Genomic DNA, 17,803 nt, shown 5'->3' on the forward strand with positions numbered 1-17,803 from the left:
CACTTTATTTTGACATCTTTAAATGTAAGGCAAAGAATGCGATCATGAGATCCCAAGCCGTCGTCTTCAACAGCCCTAAGCAACTGAGCTTGCAGGCACTGGACTTGCCCGAATTGCAGGCTGGTCAGCTGGACGTGGCTGTCGAATACAGCGGCATCAGCACCGGCACCGAGCGCATGCTCTGGGACGGCAGCATGCCGCCGTTTCCGGGCATGGGCTACCCGCTGGTGCCGGGCTACGAAACCGTGGGCCGCGTGCTGCGCGCGGCGGATGACACGGGCATGCAAGCCGGTCAACGCGTGTTTGTGCCGGGGGCCAATTGCTTTGCGGGGGTCAAAAGCCTGTTTGGCGGTGCAGCTTCGCGCCTGGTGGTGACCGCGCAAAAAGTGGTGCCCGTTGCCGAACATCTGGGCGCGCAATCGTTGCTGCTCGCGCTGGCCGCCACGGCCTACCACGCGGTCTCGGGCGGCGGTCAGCAAGACCCGTTTGCCCCACCCGAACTCATCATTGGTCACGGCGTCATGGGGCGCTTGTTGGCGCGCCTGACGGTGGCTGCAGGTATGCCAGCCCCAACCGTGTGGGAAACCCAGCTTGAGCGCTCTGGCGGGGCCGAGGGCTACACCGTGCTGAAGCCACAAGACGACCCGCGCCGCGACTACCAAACCATTTACGACGTGAGCGGCGACGGCAGCCTGCTCAACAGCATGATCCAACGCCTGCGCCCCGGCGGCGAGCTGGTGCTGGCGGGTTTTTACAACCAAGACCTGTCTTTTGCCTACGCCCCGGCCTTCATGCGCGAAGTCCGCATGCGCATCGCCGCCGAGTGGAAGCGCCCCGATCTGTTGGCCGTCAACGAGCTGGTGAATACCGGCCGCCTGTCGCTCGACGGGTTGATCACCCACACCCAGCCATCGACCCAAGCTGGTTCTGCTTACGAGACCGCCTTCGGTGATGTGAGCTGTCTCAAGATGATCCTGGATTGGAGTGCCTCCGCATGAACACCCACACTGACACCGCTACAAAGACACAGCCAATCAAATTCGTAGAGGTCTTGCGCCGCGAAGCCGACGTCGAACCCGAGGCCGTGAGCACCTCCGAAGTGACCAAAGAGACGCAAATCATTGCCATTTATGGCAAGGGTGGGATTGGCAAAAGCTTCACGCTGGCCAACCTGTCTTACATGATGGCGCAGCAGGGCAAAAAAGTGCTGCTGATCGGCTGCGACCCCAAGAGCGACACCACCAGCTTGCTGTTTGGTGGCAAGGCTTGCCCCACGATCATCGAGACCTCCTCGCGCCTCAAACTCTCTGGCCAGGCCGTGAGCATTGGCGATGTGTGCTTCAAGCGCGACGGCGTGTTCGCCATGGAGTTGGGTGGCCCTGAAGTCGGTCGCGGTTGCGGTGGCCGCGGCATCATCCACGGCTTTGAAACGCTCGAAAAGCTCGGCTTTCACGACTGGGGTTTTGACTACGTGCTGCTCGACTTTCTGGGTGACGTGGTCTGCGGTGGCTTTGGCTTGCCGATTGCCCGCGACATGTGCCAGAAGGTCATTGTCGTCGCCAGCAACGACTTGCAGTCGCTGTATGTGGCCAACAACGTGTGCTCGGCGGTGGAGTATTTCCGCAAGCTCGGCGGGAACGTGGGCGTGGCTGGAATGGTCATCAACAAAGACGACGGCACGGGCGAAGCACAAACCTTTGCCGCCAACGCAGGCATTCCGGTGCTGGCCGCCATTCCTGCCAACGAAGACATCCGTCGCAAGAGCGCCAGCTATGAAATCATTGGCCGTCCCGACGGCGAGTGGGGTCCGCTGTTTGCCGAACTGGCCAAAAACGTGGCCGAAGCCCCGCCCATGCGCCCCAAGCCACAAACGCAAGACCAGTTGCTGGGCCTGTTCAGCGCCGACGTGGTCGGCCGCAACGTGGTGCTCGAGCCCGCCACCGTGTTCGACATGGTCGGCAAGCATGAGGACATCAAGCCCTCGCTGGAAGTCGTCTACGACGCCGCTTGATCGCCGTTACAGACACACCCACGGGACACAGCCATGACACGCATCATCCCGATTCACCCAAGCACCGACGCCGCCAACCCCGCAGGTTTGCAAGGTGACGGCATGGGTTGCCACGCCGGTACCGAGGCGATGGTGGCTGCTGCCAAAGAGGCAGGCAAGTCCGAGGTGCTTGAGCAATATGCCCGCGACTACCCGCGCCAACCCGATGCCGGTCCGCACGACCAGCCACAAAGCATGTGCCCGGCCTTTGGCTCGCTGCGTGTGGGCCTGCGCATGAAGCGCACCGCCACCATCCTGTCGGGCTCGGCCTGCTGCGTGTATGGCCTGACCTTCACCTCGCATTTCTACGGCGCACGCCGCAGCGTGGGCTACGTGCCCTTCAACTCCGAATCGCTGGTCACGGGCAAGCTGTTCGAAGACATCCGCGAAGCGGTGCACGCCGAAGCCGACCCCGACAAGGCCGATACCGTCATCATCATCAACCTGTGCGTGCCCACCGCCAGCGGCGTGCCCCTGCAGTTGTTGCCCAAAGAGATCAATGGCGTGCGCATCATCGGCATCGACGTGCCCGGTTTTGGCGTGCCCACCCATGCCGAGGCCAAAGACGTGCTGGCCGGGGCAATGCTGAAATACGCCCGCGAAGAAATCATGAGCGGCCCGGTCGCCGCGCCCCGCGCCGGTCGTGGTGACAAGCCCACCGTGGCTTTGCTGGGCGAAATGTTCCCGGCCGATCCGGTCATCATCGGCCAGATGCTCGCGCCCATGGGCCTGGCCGCAGGCCCGGTGGTTCCCACCCGAGAGTGGCGCGAGCTGTACGCTGCACTCGACTGCTCGGTGGCCGCCGCCATTCACCCGTTTTACACCGCCAGCGTGCGCGAGTTTCAGGCCGCTGGCCGCCCCGTGGTCGGCTCGGCCCCAGTGGGCCTCGAAGGCACGCAAGACTGGTTGCAAAACATCGGCCAGGCTGCAGGAATTGCGCAAGCGCAGATCGATGTGGCGCGCAACCAGGCGCTCACCCAAATGCGTGGCCTATTGATGAAAAAGCCGATTTCAGGCCGCATCACCCTGAGCGGCTATGAAGGCTCCGAATTGCTGGTGGGTCGCTTGCTCATCGAGTGCGGTGCCGATTTGCGTTACGTGGGCTCGGCTTGCCCTGCCACCGCCTGGAACGCGCAAGACATCGCCTGGCTGCAAGCCAAGGGCGTGCAGGTGCAAATGCGCGCGTCGCTCGAACAAGACCTGAATGCCATGTACGAATACCGGCCGCAGCTGGCCATTGGCACCACCCCCGTGGTGCAGATCGCCAAACAAAACAGCGTGCCTTCGCTCTACTTCACCAACCTGATTTCGGCCCGGCCTCTGATGGGTGTAGCCGGCGCCGGATCGCTGGTGCAGGTGGTGCAAGCCGCCATGGGCAACCAGGCCCGTTTTGATGCCATGAAAAATTTCTTTGGCGATGTGGGCGCAGGCCACGCCGCAGGCGTGTGGGAGTCGGTGCCCAGAGACCGGCCCGAGTTCAAGGCCGAAACCCGACGCCAGATTGAAAAGCTGTTGAAAAAACGCAAAGCTGAGGAGATGGGTTCATGAAGCAAATCCCACCCCCTCCCAGCAACGTGGCCAAACCCAGGTCGCCACTCATCCTCGACCACGACCGAGCAGGCGGTTACTGGGGAGCGGTCTATGTGTTCACCGCCATCAAGGGTTTGCAGGTTGTGATTGACGGCCCTGTGGGCTGCGAAAACCTGCCCGTGACTTCGGTGCTGCATTACACCGACGCTCTGCCACCACACGAGTTGCCGATTGTGGTGACAGGCCTGGCCGAAGAGCAGCTCGGCCGCGAAGGCACCGAAGGGGCGATGAAGCGCGCACACGCCACACTCGACCCCGAACTGCCTGCCGTGGTGGTGACTGGTTCGATTGCCGAAATGATTGGTGGCGGCGTGACGCCTGAGGGCACCAACATTGCCCGCTTTTTGCCGCGCACCATCGACGAAGACCAATGGCAGTGCGCCAACCGTGCCATGTATTGGCTCTGGAGCGAATACGGCCTGCGCAAAGTGCCGACCCGCAAACCGTTTGAAGACCGTCCGGTTGGAGAAAAGCCCCGGGTCAACATCATTGGCCCTTGCTACGGCACCTTCAACAGCGCCAGTGACCTTGCCGAAATCCGGCGATTGGTGCAAGGCATTGGGGCCGAGGTCAACATGGTCTTCCCGCTGGGCAGCCACCTGGCCGATATGTCGCGCCTGGTCGAGGCCGATGTGAACATTTGCATGTACCGCGAGTTTGGCCGCATGCTCTGCGAAGCGCTGGAGCGCCCTTATCTGCAAGCACCCATTGGCCTGCACAGCACCACCAACTTTTTGCGCAAGCTCGGCGAGCTGCTCCACCTGGACCCCGAGCCTTTCATTGAGCGCGAAAAGCACACCACCTTGAAGCCCATGTGGGACCTGTGGCGCTCGGTCACGCAAGACTTTTTTGCCACTGCCAGCTTTGCCGTGGTGGCAGGCGAAACCTATTCTCGCGGCCTGAAACATTTTCTCGAAAACGAAATGGGCTTGCCCTGCCGTTTCAGCGTGTCGCGTACGGCCGGCAACAAGACCGACAACGCCACGGTGCGCGAACTGGTCAAGACCCAGACACCGCTGATCATGTTTGGCAGTTACAACGAGCGCATGTACCTCAGCGAGATCTCGGGCGGCAGCCCGATGCGCGCGGCTTTCATTCCCGCGTCCTTTCCGGGCGCCATCATCCGCCGCCACACAGGCACGCCCTTCATGGGCTACAGCGGGGCAAGCTATGTGATTCAGGAAGTGTGCAACGCGCTGTTTGATGCGCTGTTCCACATCCTGCCCCTGGCCACCGAGATGGACAAAGTGGAAGCCACCCATGCGCGTGGCATGACGCCGCCCAACGCCAGCTGGCAAGACCAGGCTCAGCAACGCCTGCGCGATGTGGTGCAAAGCCAGCCGGTGCTGGTGCAGATTTCTGCGGCCAAGCGCTTGCGCGACCAAGCCGAACAACTCTCGCAGGCCCAGGGCCACGACGAGGTGACCGAAGCCCATGTGAACGCAGCCAGCCGCGAACTGGGCCTTGGAGTGGCGGCATGAACGCACACGCCGCTTTTCAAAAACGCACAGGCAACGACGTGGTCGATGCCTTGCACAGGATGTCGTGGCCTTTGGCTGCGGATGCCCATCTGCGCGGGCTGTGCGCACCCCGGGTCGCAAGGCCTCGTTAACAGGAGAAAAAAATGTCCACAAAGACATCCATTTCCGGACTCACCGATGAGGAAGCCCAGGAATTTCACCATTACTGGATGCAAGGCGCCGTGGGTTTTACAGCAGTTGCTGTATTGGCCCACATCCTGGTCTGGGCGTGGCGTCCCTGGTTCTGATTCAGAGCCTGCTTTTTCAACCATCGATTGACGGAGTCACTGTCATGCAAAACACAAGCCACTTGAATGGAGACCATTCGCGTGCGGATGAATCTCCTGCTTACTGGTCCATCTTCTTCATCGGTTTCGGATGCCTGTTCGTGCTCGTCTTACTGGCCAAGCTGGTGGGCGTTCATTGGCGTGATCTGTTGCCTGGTGCAGAAGACGCCAAGAGCATGAGTCGGGGCGTGGAAACTGCTGTGTACACCTTCATGTCCCACATCATTTAGGAGATTCTTATGTGGAGAATTTGGCGTCTTTTCGATCCGCTGCGTGCCATGGTGCTGCAGGGTATTTTCTTGTTTGGCCTGGCCGCGATGATTCACCTTATCTTGCTCAGCACCAACAAATTCAACTGGCTCGACGGAGCGAAAAAACCTGTCGCGGCATCGGCGCAAAACTCGCCTTTGCCCACTGCAGTGGCTTCGCCAACTGCCAGCAAGTCCTGATTCAGGACTTGCCACTCAGATGCTGTCATCGAACCCCGGTTGGATGCAGCATCTGTTCACCCTTTGAGGCAGGAGGACCAAGTCATGGCCATGCTAAGTTTTGAGAAAAAGTACCGTGTCCGCGGTGGTACCCTGCTGGGCGGCGACTTGTTCGATTTTTGGGTCGGTCCCTTCTACGTCGGCTTCTTCGGCGTGACAACCCTCTTCTTTTCGTTCCTGGGTACAGCCCTCATCTTGTGGGGCGCCTCGCAAGGGCCCACCTGGAACATTTGGCAGATCAGCATCGCACCGCCTGATCTGTCTTACGGCCTGCGCTTTGCACCTCTGATGGAAGGCGGCATTTGGCAGCTCATCACAGTGTGTGCCATCGGCGCGTTTGGCTCGTGGATGATGCGCGAGGTCGAAATCTGCCGCAAGCTGGGCATGGGCTACCACGTGCCCGTGGCGTTCGGTGTAGCCATCTCGGCCTATGTCACTTTGGTGGTGGTGCGTCCGGTACTCATGGGCGCTTGGGGCCATGGCTTTCCCTACGGCATCTACAGCCACCTTGACTGGGTGTCCAACGTGGGCTACCAGTACCTGCACTTTCACTACAACCCGGCGCACATGATCGCCGTGAGTTTCTTCTTTGCCAGTGTGTTTGCCTTGTCGCTTCACGGCGGCCTGATTCTCTCGTCCACCAACCCCACACCGGGCACCGCGGTCAAGACCCCCGAACACGAAGACACGTTCTTCCGCGACATCATCGGCTACTCGATCGGCACATTGGGCATCCACCGCCTGGGACTTTTCCTGGCGCTGGCGGCGGTGTTGTTCAGCGCCCTGTGCATCGTGCTCAGCGGCCCCTTCTGGAGCCGTGGCTGGCCCGAGTGGTGGAGCTGGTGGCTGAACATGCCGATCTGGTCTCAGTGGCCCGTTTGAGTCGGACTGTCCACACTGTCCGAATCGGAAGAATTGAGGAGTACCACAATGGCCGACTATCAAAACCTGTTCACCACGGTTCAAGTCGTGGGACCAGTGCACCACGGGGTGGAGCTCGCACACGGCAACAGCCCACGCACCGGGCAGCCACTGATCAACTACTGGGTGGGCAAGCTGGGCAATGCGCAGCTGGGCCCGATCTACTTGGGTGGCCTCGGTCTGGCTTCGCTGATTTGCGGTTTGATCGCTTTCACTTTGATTGGGATGAACATGCTGGCCTCGGTCAATTACGACCCGATCCAGTTTGTGCGTCAGTTGTTTTGGCTCTCACTGGAGCCGCCACCGCCAAGTTACGGACTGAGCATTCCGCCGCTCAACCAGGGGGGCTGGTTCCTCATCGTGGGCTTTTTCCTCACTGCATCGGTGATGTTCTGGTGGGCCCGCACCTACCGCCGTGCAGTGGCCTTGGGTATGGGCACGCACATCGCGTGGGCCTTCGCTGCGGCCATCTGGTTGTTCTTGGTGCTGGGCTTGTTCCGCCCCATCTTGATGGGATCTTGGGGCGAGGCTGTGCCTTACGGCATCTTCCCGCACCTGGACTGGACGGCGGCCTTTTCGCTGCGCTACGGCAACCTGTTCTACAACCCCTTCCATGCGCTGTCGATCGTCTTCCTCTATGGCTCGGCCCTGCTGTTTGCCATGCACGGCGCGACCATTTTGGCGGTGACCCGCTTTGGTGGTGAGCGTGAGATCGAGCAAATCACCGACCGGGGCACGGCCTCGGAACGTGCGGCCTTGTTTTGGCGCTGGACTATGGGCTTTAACGCCACCATGGAATCGATTCACCGCTGGGCCTGGTGGTTCGCGGTGCTGTGCCCTATCACGGGTGGCATTGGCATCTTGCTGACTGGCACCGTGGTGGACAACTGGTACCTCTGGGCCATCAAGCATGGCGTGGCACCGCCCTACCCTGAAATTTTCCCGGCCATGACGGATCCCGCACTGAGCATTGGAGCGAAACCATGAGCACGCAGATCCTCAACACATCGGCATGGAGCAGCTTGGCGAGGAGTTTCGGCTTAGCTTGCATTGGCCTGCTGGGTTTGGTGCTGACGGGCTGTGAGCGTCCCAGCCCCGAATCGGTGCAAAGCGGCTACCGGGGCACGGGCATGGTTCAGGTTTACAACGCCCGTTTGCTCGAAGTCAAAACCGAGAAGAACCAACCACCTGTGGTCATTCCTTCGCCGGGCGCTGATGGCCCCAAGGCCGCGCAGGTCTATAAGAATGTCAAGGTGCTGGGCCACCTGAGCGTGGGCGAGTTCAACCGCCTAATGGTCTCGATGGCTAGCTGGGTGGCGCCGCAAGAAGGCTGCGTCTATTGCCATGCCTTGCCCAATTTTGCAGACGACAGCAAGTACACCAAGGTGGTGGCACGGCGCATGGTCGAGATGACGCAGCACATCAATTCGGACTGGCAGCCCCACGTGGCCCAGACGGGCGTGACCTGCTACACCTGCCACCGAGGCGAGCCTGTGCCCAATGCGATTTGGTTCAAGTCCAACCCGCAACCCTATGGCTCGAACTTCATGGGTGACAAGGCCGGGCAAAACGAACCCGCCCCTGTCGTCAACTTGTCTTCGCTGCCCAACGACCCATTCACCCCGTTCTTGCTGGGGGACCAGAAGATCCGTGTGAACGGCCCTACGGCCTTGCCTTCCGGCAACAAGCAGTCCATCAAGCAGGCCGAGTGGACCTATGGGCTAATGACCCACATGTCCAATTCGCTGGGCGTGAATTGCACCTACTGCCACAACACCCAGTCCTTCCAGAACTGGGAAAACAGCCCGCCGCAACGCACGACCGCCTGGCACGGCATCCGCATGGCGCGCGACCTGAACCTGACCTACATGGAGTCTTTGACCGAAGTCTTCCCGGCACACCGCAAGGGCCGCACGGGTGATGTGGCCAAGCTCAACTGCGCCACCTGCCACCAGGGTGCTTACAAGCCTTTGAATGGCGCTCCCATGGCCAAGGACTTCCCCGAATTGCTCAAACCCGCTTCGGCTGCAGCCAAATTGGCGGCCAAGTAGTTTGCAGGCCTTCGCACCTTGGCCGGACGCCCGTCATGGAAGCTATCACTCCAGTTCATGACCCGTTGTCTGGCGTAGTCGTGGTGCTGTTAGCCGACTTCTTGCGCCAGCACCAAGGCTGGGGTTGGCTGCGTCTGGTGGCTGGGGCCGCGCCTTACAAAGATGTGCCCGGCCTGACCCTGGTCAAAGTCATGGGCAGTGGTCACGGCGGGGGCTTCAGCCTGCGCCCCAGCGCCACGCATCAGGGCCTGATTTGCACCTTCACCCACCTCGATCTCGCGCTCAGATTTCTGGACAGCTCGGCCGTGCAGGCCTACCGCAGCCGTGCCCGTGAATGCTGGACGGGTGTGATGGCGGTGCAGTCGGCGCGCGGCCACTGGGACCGGCAAGCGTGGCACGCCAGCAGCGTGCAAGCTCTGGGTCGGCCTCAGTGCGAACCATGGGTTGAGGGTGAGTCAGGCCCTGCAAGGGTGCAGGGTGAGGGGCCTGTGGCCGTGCTCACACGCGCCAGCATTGTGCCCACCAAGGCCATGGCGTTTTGGCGTTATGCCCCAGCAGCCCAAGCCGACCTGAACCAATCCTCCGGGTGTCTGTTGGCCATGGGCCTGGGTGAGGCCCCGCTGGTGCGCCAATGCACTTTCAGTTTGTGGCAAGACACGGCATCCATGCTTCAGTACGCCCACCAGGGTGCACACCAGGTGGCCAGTGCCGCCGCCTACAAACACCAGTTTTTTTCAGAGTCACTATTTGTACGCTTGCAGGTGCTGCAGATGGCGGGGGTCTGGAAAGCGCAGCGTTTTCAGTTTCAAAGCCCCTCGCTGCAAAGCGCTCAGGCGGCGGTGGACAACACACCGGCTGCTGTCGATCCGCCCAATCAATTGGCCAGCCCGGAGCTCAGCCATGCCTGAGCAGCGCGTGGTCATCGTCGGCGCGGGCATGGGTGGCCTGTGCAGCGCCATCACGCTCGCGCACCAAGGGCTCGATGTCACCGTGGTCGAGACCTCGGACGCGCCAGGTGGCAAGGTGCACAGCCGCAAAGTCAACGGCGCACACATCGACAGCGGACCCACCGTGTTCACCATGCGGTGGGTGTTTGACGCCTTGCTAGAAGCCGTGGGTACCAGCGTCGAGGCTGAGATGCGGATCACCCCGTTGCAGGTGCTGGCCCGCCACTTTTGGCCCGACGGCAGCCAGCTCGATTTGTCGGCCGACGCCCGCGAGAGCGAAGCCGCCATTGCCGCTTGGTCTAGTGGTGAAGAAGCCCGTCGCTTTAAAGAATTTTGCAAAACCATACGCCAGCTTTACGCCACGCTCGAGGGTCCGATGATCCGCGCACAGCGCCCCAGCATGGGCGGCTTCGTCGGCGACCTGGGCTTCAAAGGCTTGGGCGTGCTGGCTCAGCTGGGCCCCATGCGCAGCCTGTGGCAGCAGCTGGGTCAACAGTTTTCTGATCCGCGTCTGCGCCAGCTGTTTGCGCGCTACGCCACGTATTGCGGCTCATCACCTTGGCAGTCGCCTGCGACGCTCATGCTGATCGCCCAAGTCGAAATGGACGGAGTCTGGTCGGTCGAAGGCGGCATGGTGGGCATGGCCCAGGCGCTGGCCCGTGTGGCCCGTCGCCGTGGTGCGGTGTTCCGCTACCACAGCACCTGCCAGCGCATCGAGCAGCGCCAAGGTCGCGTGTGCGGAGTGCATTTGCAGTCGGGCGAGTACTTACCCGCTGACCGTGTCATTTTCAATGGCGACGCCGCCGCCTTGCGACAAGGCTTGCTGGGCGATGACGTGCGCCGTGCCGTGCCACAGGAAGCGCCGCCGCGCTCTTTGTCGGCCCTGACTTGGTCTATGTACACCCCCACAAACGGTTCCGCTCAAGGCGTGACACTCGACCGGCACAACGTATTTTTTCAAAGAACCTACGCCAGCGAATTTGAAGACATCTTCGATCGCCAGCGTTTGCCCGAAAACCCCACGGTCTATGTCTGCGCACAAGACCGACCCGCCGATTTACCTGCGGGTCAGGCCGAGCGCCTGTTTTGTTTGGTCAACGCCCCTGCCAACGGTGATGGCAACGCACTCACCGAGGAGGCTTTAGAACAATGCCAAACCCGCACCTTTCATCACCTGCGTCAGCTGGGCCTGAACCTGCAACCCACAGTGGGCAACAGCCTGCGCACGACGCCTCAGGAATTTCACAAGCGCTTTCCGGCCAGCGGCGGAGCACTGTACGGGCAGGCGACGCACGGCTGGACCAGCATCTTCAAAAGACCTGGCTCCACCACACCCCTGCAGGGCCTGTATCTGACGGGGGGCAGCGTGCACCCGGGGCCGGGCGTGCCGATGGCGGCGCTGTCCGGGCAGCGGGCGGCCGAGGCGCTGATGGCGAGCCTCGCTTCGACCAGCCGGTTCCCGATGGGGGCTACCTTTGGTGGTATATCGACGCCATGAGCGACGACGGCCAACACGGCATCACCCTCATTGCGTTTGTGGGCAGCGTGTTCTCGCCTTATTACGCCTGGGCGCGTGGGCGCAGCCGGGCCAACCCCGACAACCATTGCGCCCTGAACGTGGCCATTTACAGCGAAGGCCAGGGCCGCTGGGCCATGACCGAGCGCGGGCAGCGCCACTGCGCCCGCAGCGCCAGCCAGTTCACCATCGGCCCGAGCCAGCTCGATTGGGACGGTGATTGTTTGACGATTGACATCAACGAACTGTGTGCACCCATTCCGCGCCGTGTGCGCGGCCGCATCAAGCTGTGGCCGCAACGTCTGTTTGGGTATTCCACGCCGCTTGATGTGAATGCACGTCACCGCTGGGGACCCTTGGCGCCAGCCTCGCGCATCGAGGTGGACCTGAGCGCACCCGATTTGAAATGGCAAGGTCACGCGTATCTGGATTCCAACGAGGGCGACGAGACGGTAGACCAAGGCTTTCACACCTGGGACTGGTCACGCGCCCGCATGCGCGACGGCAGCACCGTGGTGTTTTATGACATTCAAGCGCCTGGCACCGACGACCGCGTGCTGTCGCTGCGCTTCACACCGCAAGGCGAGGTGGAGACTATCGCCACACCCCCAGTGCAGCACCTGCCCAAGACGGGCTGGCGCATCAATCGCCGCATGCGCAGCGCGCAGGCCGTGCGGGTACACGAACAACTCGAAGACACGCCGTTTTACCAGCGTGCGTTACTGCAATTTGATTACGCGGGTGAGCCATTGCTCGCCTTCCATGAAACCCTGTCGGTGCCCCGTTTGGTGTCACCGGTGGTTCAAGCCATGCTGCCCTGGCGCATGCCCAGGCGGGCTTGAGATGAACACCCTTGAAAGCACCTTCAAGGCAACCTCATTCTTGGCCATGGTGGCCCTGAATAGCCCTCGTGCGGGCCGTGCACGCCTTCTGCAAGGAGAAAACTATGTCTAAATCAGACAAAGTCTGGCCAACGGGACTGACCGAGGCCGAATCGGAAGAGATTCACCGCAATCTCATCCAGGGAACGCAGATTTTCGGCATGATTGCCGCATTTGCCCATCTGCTGGCCTACATCTATTCGCCCTGGCTCAAGTAAGGGAGACGCATCATGATCTATTCGAAAATGTGGTGTGTGGTGAAGCCTTCGGTCGGTATCCCGATATTCATTGCGGCTGTGGCGATTTCGTCTTTCAGCGTGCACTTGGCGCTGACGATGAACACAACCTGGGTGAAAGACTTCCTCAACGGCGGTGCCAAAGTAGTGGCGGTTGCGCCTGCTGCGGTGGATGCCACGGTGAAGAAGTAGGGGGTGAATGCCCGAACGGCCAGACGCGCAAGCGTCTGGTCTTTCTCTTATGACCAAAGGTAAATCTCGATCTTCTGTGGCGCAAGTGTTGGCCAGCCTAGGCCCGCGCTTTTTGCCCTTTGCCGACGCCGCCAGCGATGACTTACCGCTGTCCCGCTTGCTGCGCTTGTCGCTCTTTCAAATTTCTGTTGGCATGGCGATGGTCATGCTGGTAGGCACCCTCAACCGCGTGATGATCGTGGAGCTGCAAGTGCCCGCCACGCTGGTGTCTCTGATGGTGGCCCTGCCTTTGCTTGTTGCGCCGTTGCGGGCGCTGATCGGTTATCGCTCAGACAACCACCGCTCGCAACTGGGCTGGCGGCGTGTGCCCTACATTTGGATGGGCAGCTTGCTGCAGTTCGGTGGTTTTTCCATCATGCCTTTTGCGCTCTTGGTGCTGGCGGGAGCCGGTCAGTCTAGCCAAGCCCCCAGCTGGGTGGGACTGCTGGGGGCCGCAGGGGCATTCGTGCTGGTGGGCATGGGTATGCACACTGTACAAACCGCAGGCCTAGCCTTGGCCACCGACCTCGCGCCTCCTGAGCGCCAGCCCCAAGTGGTGGGCCTCATGTATGTGATGCAGCTAGTCGGCATGATCGGCAGCGCCTTGATGCTTGGCCATTTGCTGCGCGACTACAGCCCTGGTCAGTTGATCCGCGTGGTGCAAGCTGTGGCCGTTATGACGCTGGTACTCAACGTGATCGCCTTGTGGAAACAAGAGCCCCGTAGCCGCCTGCGCAAACCCGGAACGCCTGTTGAGCACAGCTTTAGCCAGGCCTGGCAGCTCTTTTGCCAAGGCCCCTACACCGTGCGCCGTTTGCTGGCGGTGGGAATGGGCACCATGGCCTTCACCATGGAAGATGTATTGCTGGAGCCTTATGGTGGCGAGATACTCGGTCTGAGCGTCTCCACCACCACCCTACTTACAGCCACGCTGGCTTTCGGTGGCCTGATCGGTTTTGCTTGGGCGTCGCGTGTGCTCAGCCGGGGCGCAGACGCTTACCGCATGGCCAGTTGGGGAGCATGGGTGGGCGTGCCTGCTTTTGCCGCCGTGATCGGCTCGGCCCCATTGGATTCCCCCGTTTTGTTTGCCTTGGGCATTTTCTTGATTGGCTTGGGGGGCGGTTTGTTTGCCCATGGCACCTTGACGGCCGCCATGCAAATGGCTCCGCCCGAGCACGTGGGTTTGGCCATGGGCGCTTGGGGCGCCGTGCAGGCCACAGCCGCTGGGGTGGGCATGGCTACGGGCGGTTTGGTGCGTGACGGCGTGGCTTGGGTCAGCAGTTCCGTGGTGGCTTACTCGGCCGTCTACTTCGTCGAAATTGTTTTGTTGGTGCTCACCCTGTGGGCCGTAGCCCCGTTGATACGGCCATGGCGTTCGCTGGCCTCGCCACCTGTTTCGTGCCCATAATGCACAGCCACCCGACGGTCATTTTCCGAAGCCTATTCACTTTCATTCACTCGAGGAAGAGCCATGGAAATCAAACACATCCTCATCATCATGTTTGTGGTTTTCTGCGTGTTCATGTTGGCCAACTGGTTGAACCGACCCACACCCCAATTTCATAAAGAACCTGAGAAGCCAGTGGAATAAGGCACCCGATCATTTCGGGATGAACCGTTCTGCGTTCAAAGCTGTGTGTGCCGCGGCGCAGGCCACTGCTCTTTAACTGAATCTCGTATCATGCAAAAACTACCCATGTCTCAAATCCGGCGGAAATCGGGCCTTTATTACGCCGTGGGCATCGCGGTTTTTTCGTCGTTCTTTGTGGTGGTGGTCGTGATCGCCAAGATCGTCGCCAGCAACAGCTGACGCGCCACCACCGGCCACGGCGCACATGTGTATGGCCGTGTGGTGAATGCAACCCACCCGCTCAAGGGGTGGTGATGCTAATTTCTTGGCCCGCTGCCAGCAAATCCCGCACCTGTTGCATCACCTGCGCGCCAGAGGCCGAATAGGGGTCAAAGTCGGGGTGTTGCATTTTGACCTTCGGGTCGTCTACAGACAGATGTACCAGCGCCATGGACCACTGTCCAAATTGGCGCTTCGTGATTTCTTCGTAATGCAGCAAAACCACGTCCTGGTGTCGCTTGTCGGCACAAATGCGTCGGTACAAGGTGTTAACGCGGCCGCGTTCACCCTCCAGCACCTGAAAAAAGAACCCCTGGCCTTGGCACAGCACACCCGTGATGCCTTGGCTCGGGTTATGCGCTTGCGCCTGCAACAAGATGCTGGTGGTCATGGTGGTGGTTTGCGGTCCGACGGCATGGCTGACATACAGCAAACGCACCTGGATACTGCGGTGATTAGCGTTCATCAGGCGGACCGGTGGGGTTGGCGTTCCGTGTACATGGCTGGCGTGCAAGTCCAGAACTCAAGGCGTTTGTGACGGGTGGTTGAGGCCCAGGCGATCGGCTTCACGGCGCTCCAACAGATCGAACATCCAGGCCACACGCTGAGGCATGGCCCGGTTGGGGAAATAGGATTTGTGGCCTGCAACGGGGGTCGCATTGCGGCAGCCTTGCACCAGGCCCACGATGGCGGCCAGCGGCTCGGGGCTGTGTTCGCTCAGGCGGATCCAGTGCACTTGGGTCCAGGCGCTGGCCAGCAGCATGAGCTTGCGCGTAGTGCTGACCACCGTGCGTTTGCTGACCGAGTCCAGGCCCTCGCGGCGCAGTTGGTGGCCGATTTCGGCGTAGATCATGCTGGCTGCGCAGATAGCCGCGCGGCAGTCAGGCGGCAGGGCCGCGATGCCCGAGTGGGCTTGTTTGTATAGGCGGTCTGCTTCGTCGAGCAATCGCGTGATCACCTGCGCGATGGCGGGGATGAACCTGGGCTGGGCCAGCCAGGTCTCGGGGTCGATACCGGCCTCGATGAGCCAGCGGCGCGGCAGGTACAGTCGGCCAATGCTGGCGTCATGCCCCGCGTCGCGGGCGATGTTGGTCAGTTGCATGGCCACGCCCAGTTCGCAAGCGCGGGCCAAGGTGTCCATGCTTTGCGGGCCCATGATCCAGCACATCATCGCGCCCACACTGCCCGCCACTCGGGCACCGTAGGCATGCAGGTCTTCGATGCTGTCGTAAGTGCGCCCAGCCGCGTCCCAAGCAAAGCCCTCAATCAGCGCGTCGAGCAAATGGCGCGGCAATTTGTATTGCTGAACCAACAGGCTCAGGGCGTGGTCTTCGACGTGGTCGTCCGGAGTGCCCGCATAAATGGCGTCTAGTCGCGATCGCAACACCTCCAATGGCGTATCGCCGGGGTCAGCTTCGTCCACCAGGTCATCGGCCACGCGGCAAAAGGCATACAGCGCAATGGAAGCGGCGCGCACGCGTGGCGGCAACAAGCGGCTGGCTGCGAAAAAGGTTTTGGAACCCCCTTGCATCATGGCCACGCAGGCTTGCAGGTCGAGCGAGTCGAAATCAAGTTCTTTCAAGGTCACCGGCGCTGCCTGCGGGGTGATTGCCTCTGTGGTCACTGCGCTCACGTGGCGGGCTGCACCGTCGCTGGGCATGCGTTCAGGCCTGGACATGGGGCACCACCGTTTCCAGAGCTTTGGCCGACATCAGCACACCGGGCACGCCCGCGCCCGGGTGCGTGCTGGCGCCCACAACAAACAGGCCCGGCACGTCTTCGCTGCGGTTGTGCGGGCGAAACCAAGCGCTTTGCAGTAGCAGCGGCTCCAGTCCAAAGCCTGCGCCTTTAAAGGACCACAAGTTGTCCTGAAAATCTTGCGGCGTGCTGACTTTGCTGGTTACGATGTGCTCGCACAAACCCGGTAGCACGCTGGCTTGCAAGCTCTCGGCAATGGTGGCACGGTAGGTCTCAGCAAAGGCAGGCCAGTCGGTTCCGCTGTCCAGGTGCGGCACGGGCGAAAGTACATAAAAAGTGTCGCAACCTTCGGGGGCCAGCGATGGATCGGTAGCAGTGGGGCGGTGCAAATACAGGCTGAAGTCGTCCGCCAGTTTGTGTTTCTTGAAGATGTCTTGCAGCAGACCCTGGTAGCGCGGGCCTAACACCATCATGTGGTGCGGTACATCTTTGTATTGTTTGGAGGTTCCGAAGTACCAGACAAACAGACCCATGGAGTATTTACCCCGGGCAATCTTGCGGTCGGTCCACACTCGGCGGTACTGCGGGGCCACGAGGTTTTTATAAGTCCAGGCGGTATCGCCATTGCTCACCACGATGTCGGCGGGAACGAATTCGCCGCTTTGCAGTTCCACGCCGCAGGCGCGGCCGCTTTCAATGCGGATTTGGGTGACGGGCGCGTTGTAGCGCAGCGGCACACCGCGCTCTTTCAGCAGGCCGACCAGGCCTTTCACAATCGCCCCGGTGCCGCCCATGGCCGAGTGCACGCCCCAGGTTCGCTCCAGCGAGTTAATGAGCGCATAAGCGCAGGTCACGGCAAGCGGGTTGCCGCCGATCAGCAGCGGGTGAAAGCTCATCACAATGCGCAGCTTGTCGTTGCGCATGTGTTTGGCCACCAGGCTGTAGAGGCTGCGCCACGCGCCCATACGCAAGAAGTCGGGGATGGCGGCCATCAGGTCGCTCAGCTTGTCAAAAGCCATGTCGCCCATGCCCTCAAACCCCAGGGTTTTGCAGCGCTCGGCTTCTTCCAAGAAGCGTTCGTAGCCAGGAAGGTCTGAGGAGTCAAAGCGGGCTACTTCGGCACGCATGTGCTCGGCGTCGCCGTTGTAGTCGAACCAGCTGCCGTCTGCAAACCGCACGCGGTAAAACGGGTCCATCGCAACCAGCTTCACGTCATCGGCAAACCGTTTGCCGCACAACGCCCACAGCTCTTCGAGCAAAAAGGGGGCGGTAATGATGGTCGGGCCGGCATCGAACGTGAAGCCATCTTGGCGGTGCACATAGGCGCGACCCCCAGGCTCATCGAGCTTTTCAAAGACCTTGACCTCGTAGCCCTTGACGCTCAGGCGAATGGCGGCGGCCAGCCCGCCAAAACCGCTGCCAATGACCACCGCCACCGGGCGCTGGCGCTGCGCCGAAGGGGTGCTCAGCTCAGCGCCGGTTGGTGTGACGGGGATGCCGAACCCCTCAGATCGGTAGGCGTGTGTGAGCGTGTTCAT

General features: G+C 61.2%; 19 protein-coding genes. 16 read left to right on the plus strand and 3 right to left on the minus strand.

The window, feature by feature from the left end:
* Nucleotides 1-44 precede the first annotated feature (44 nt).
* The 16 genes from bchC to ACK543_RS13315 all read left to right on the plus strand — a co-directional run bounded on the left by bchC (nt 45) and on the right by ACK543_RS13315 (nt 14,126).
* A complete protein-coding gene (gene bchC / locus ACK543_RS13240; protein WP_409943308.1) occupies nt 45-998 on the plus strand; it encodes a chlorophyll synthesis pathway protein BchC in 954 nt (317 codons plus the stop codon).
* Complete coding sequence (locus tag ACK543_RS13245; protein ID WP_409943309.1) at nt 995-2,011, plus strand: chlorophyllide a reductase iron protein subunit X; 1,017 nt, start codon at nt 995-997, stop codon at nt 2,009-2,011. Before bchC ends, ACK543_RS13245 begins: the two co-directional genes overlap by 4 nt.
* A gap of 33 nt (nt 2,012-2,044) precedes the next feature.
* Nucleotides 2,045-3,598 (plus strand): chlorophyllide a reductase subunit Y, encoded by a 1,554-nt coding sequence (gene bchY / locus ACK543_RS13250; RefSeq protein WP_409943310.1) that lies wholly within the window; start codon nt 2,045-2,047, stop codon nt 3,596-3,598.
* Nucleotides 3,595-5,121 (plus strand): chlorophyllide a reductase subunit Z, encoded by a 1,527-nt coding sequence (bchZ, locus tag ACK543_RS13255; RefSeq protein WP_409943311.1) that lies wholly within the window; start codon nt 3,595-3,597, stop codon nt 5,119-5,121. Before bchY ends, bchZ begins: the two co-directional genes overlap by 4 nt.
* 143 nt (nt 5,122-5,264) lie before the next feature.
* The gene (pufB, locus tag ACK543_RS13260) at nt 5,265-5,408 is read left to right on the plus strand and encodes a light-harvesting antenna LH1, beta subunit (protein WP_081499349.1); all 144 of its coding nucleotides are present in this window, start codon (nt 5,265-5,267) and stop codon (nt 5,406-5,408) included.
* Between the two features lie 44 nt (nt 5,409-5,452).
* Entirely contained in the window at nt 5,453-5,677 is a 225-nt protein-coding gene (locus tag ACK543_RS13265) for a hypothetical protein (RefSeq protein ID WP_409943312.1), read from the plus strand.
* Nucleotides 5,678-5,686: 9 nt separating this feature from the next.
* Nucleotides 5,687-5,896 carry a light-harvesting antenna LH1, alpha subunit gene (pufA, locus tag ACK543_RS13270; RefSeq protein WP_409943313.1) on the plus strand — a complete coding sequence of 70 codons (210 nt, stop codon included), beginning with the start codon at nt 5,687-5,689 and terminating at the stop codon, nt 5,894-5,896.
* 84 nt (nt 5,897-5,980) lie between these two features.
* The gene (gene pufL, locus ACK543_RS13275) at nt 5,981-6,817 is read left to right on the plus strand and encodes a photosynthetic reaction center subunit L (protein WP_409943314.1); all 837 of its coding nucleotides are present in this window, start codon (nt 5,981-5,983) and stop codon (nt 6,815-6,817) included.
* A gap of 48 nt (nt 6,818-6,865) precedes the next feature.
* Nucleotides 6,866-7,843, plus strand: coding sequence for a photosynthetic reaction center subunit M (gene pufM / locus ACK543_RS13280; RefSeq protein WP_409943315.1), 978 nt, complete (start codon nt 6,866-6,868; stop codon nt 7,841-7,843).
* Nucleotides 7,840-8,907 carry a photosynthetic reaction center cytochrome PufC gene (gene pufC, locus ACK543_RS13285; protein WP_409943316.1) on the plus strand — a complete coding sequence of 356 codons (1,068 nt, stop codon included), beginning with the start codon at nt 7,840-7,842 and terminating at the stop codon, nt 8,905-8,907. The genes pufM and pufC overlap by 4 nt, the downstream gene beginning before the upstream one ends.
* Before the next feature lie 35 nt (nt 8,908-8,942).
* Nucleotides 8,943-9,815, plus strand: a complete 873-nt coding sequence (locus ACK543_RS13290; protein WP_409943317.1) for a hypothetical protein — start codon at nt 8,943-8,945, stop codon at nt 9,813-9,815.
* Nucleotides 9,808-11,352 (plus strand): 1-hydroxycarotenoid 3,4-desaturase CrtD, encoded by a 1,545-nt coding sequence (gene crtD, locus ACK543_RS13295; protein ID WP_409943318.1) that lies wholly within the window; start codon nt 9,808-9,810, stop codon nt 11,350-11,352. Before ACK543_RS13290 ends, crtD begins: the two co-directional genes overlap by 8 nt.
* A complete protein-coding gene (locus ACK543_RS13300) occupies nt 11,349-12,212 on the plus strand; it encodes a carotenoid 1,2-hydratase (protein WP_409943319.1) in 864 nt (287 codons plus the stop codon). Before crtD ends, ACK543_RS13300 begins: the two co-directional genes overlap by 4 nt.
* 104 nt (nt 12,213-12,316) lie before the next feature.
* Nucleotides 12,317-12,469, plus strand: coding sequence for a light-harvesting antenna LH1, beta subunit (gene pufB, locus ACK543_RS13305; RefSeq protein ID WP_409943320.1), 153 nt, complete (start codon nt 12,317-12,319; stop codon nt 12,467-12,469).
* A 12-nt stretch (nt 12,470-12,481) separates the two neighbouring features.
* On the plus strand, nt 12,482-12,679 hold the full coding sequence (locus ACK543_RS13310) for a light-harvesting protein (protein ID WP_409943321.1): 198 nt from the start codon (nt 12,482-12,484) through the stop codon (nt 12,677-12,679).
* A gap of 49 nt (nt 12,680-12,728) precedes the next feature.
* The gene (locus tag ACK543_RS13315; protein ID WP_409943322.1) at nt 12,729-14,126 is read left to right on the plus strand and encodes a PucC family protein; all 1,398 of its coding nucleotides are present in this window, start codon (nt 12,729-12,731) and stop codon (nt 14,124-14,126) included.
* Nucleotides 14,127-14,589: 463 nt separating this feature from the next.
* Here ACK543_RS13315 and ACK543_RS13320 read toward each other — a convergent pair whose 3' ends face one another.
* Genes ACK543_RS13320 through ACK543_RS13330 form a run of 3 tightly spaced genes read right to left on the minus strand, consistent with a single transcriptional unit; the run spans nt 14,590 to nt 17,803 of the window.
* A complete protein-coding gene (locus ACK543_RS13320; RefSeq protein ID WP_409943323.1) occupies nt 14,590-15,033 on the minus strand; it encodes a BLUF domain-containing protein in 444 nt (147 codons plus the stop codon).
* A gap of 57 nt (nt 15,034-15,090) precedes the next feature.
* The gene (locus ACK543_RS13325) at nt 15,091-16,245 is read right to left on the minus strand and encodes a phytoene/squalene synthase family protein (RefSeq protein WP_409943324.1); all 1,155 of its coding nucleotides are present in this window, start codon (nt 16,243-16,245) and stop codon (nt 15,091-15,093) included.
* Entirely contained in the window at nt 16,232-17,803 is a 1,572-nt protein-coding gene (locus ACK543_RS13330) for a phytoene desaturase (RefSeq protein WP_409943325.1), read from the minus strand. The genes ACK543_RS13325 and ACK543_RS13330 overlap by 14 nt, the downstream gene beginning before the upstream one ends.

It is taken from the genome of Acidovorax sp. (genome assembly GCF_046341535.1).
In the GTDB taxonomy this organism is placed as follows: Bacteria; Pseudomonadota; Gammaproteobacteria; order Burkholderiales; family Burkholderiaceae_C; genus Acidovorax.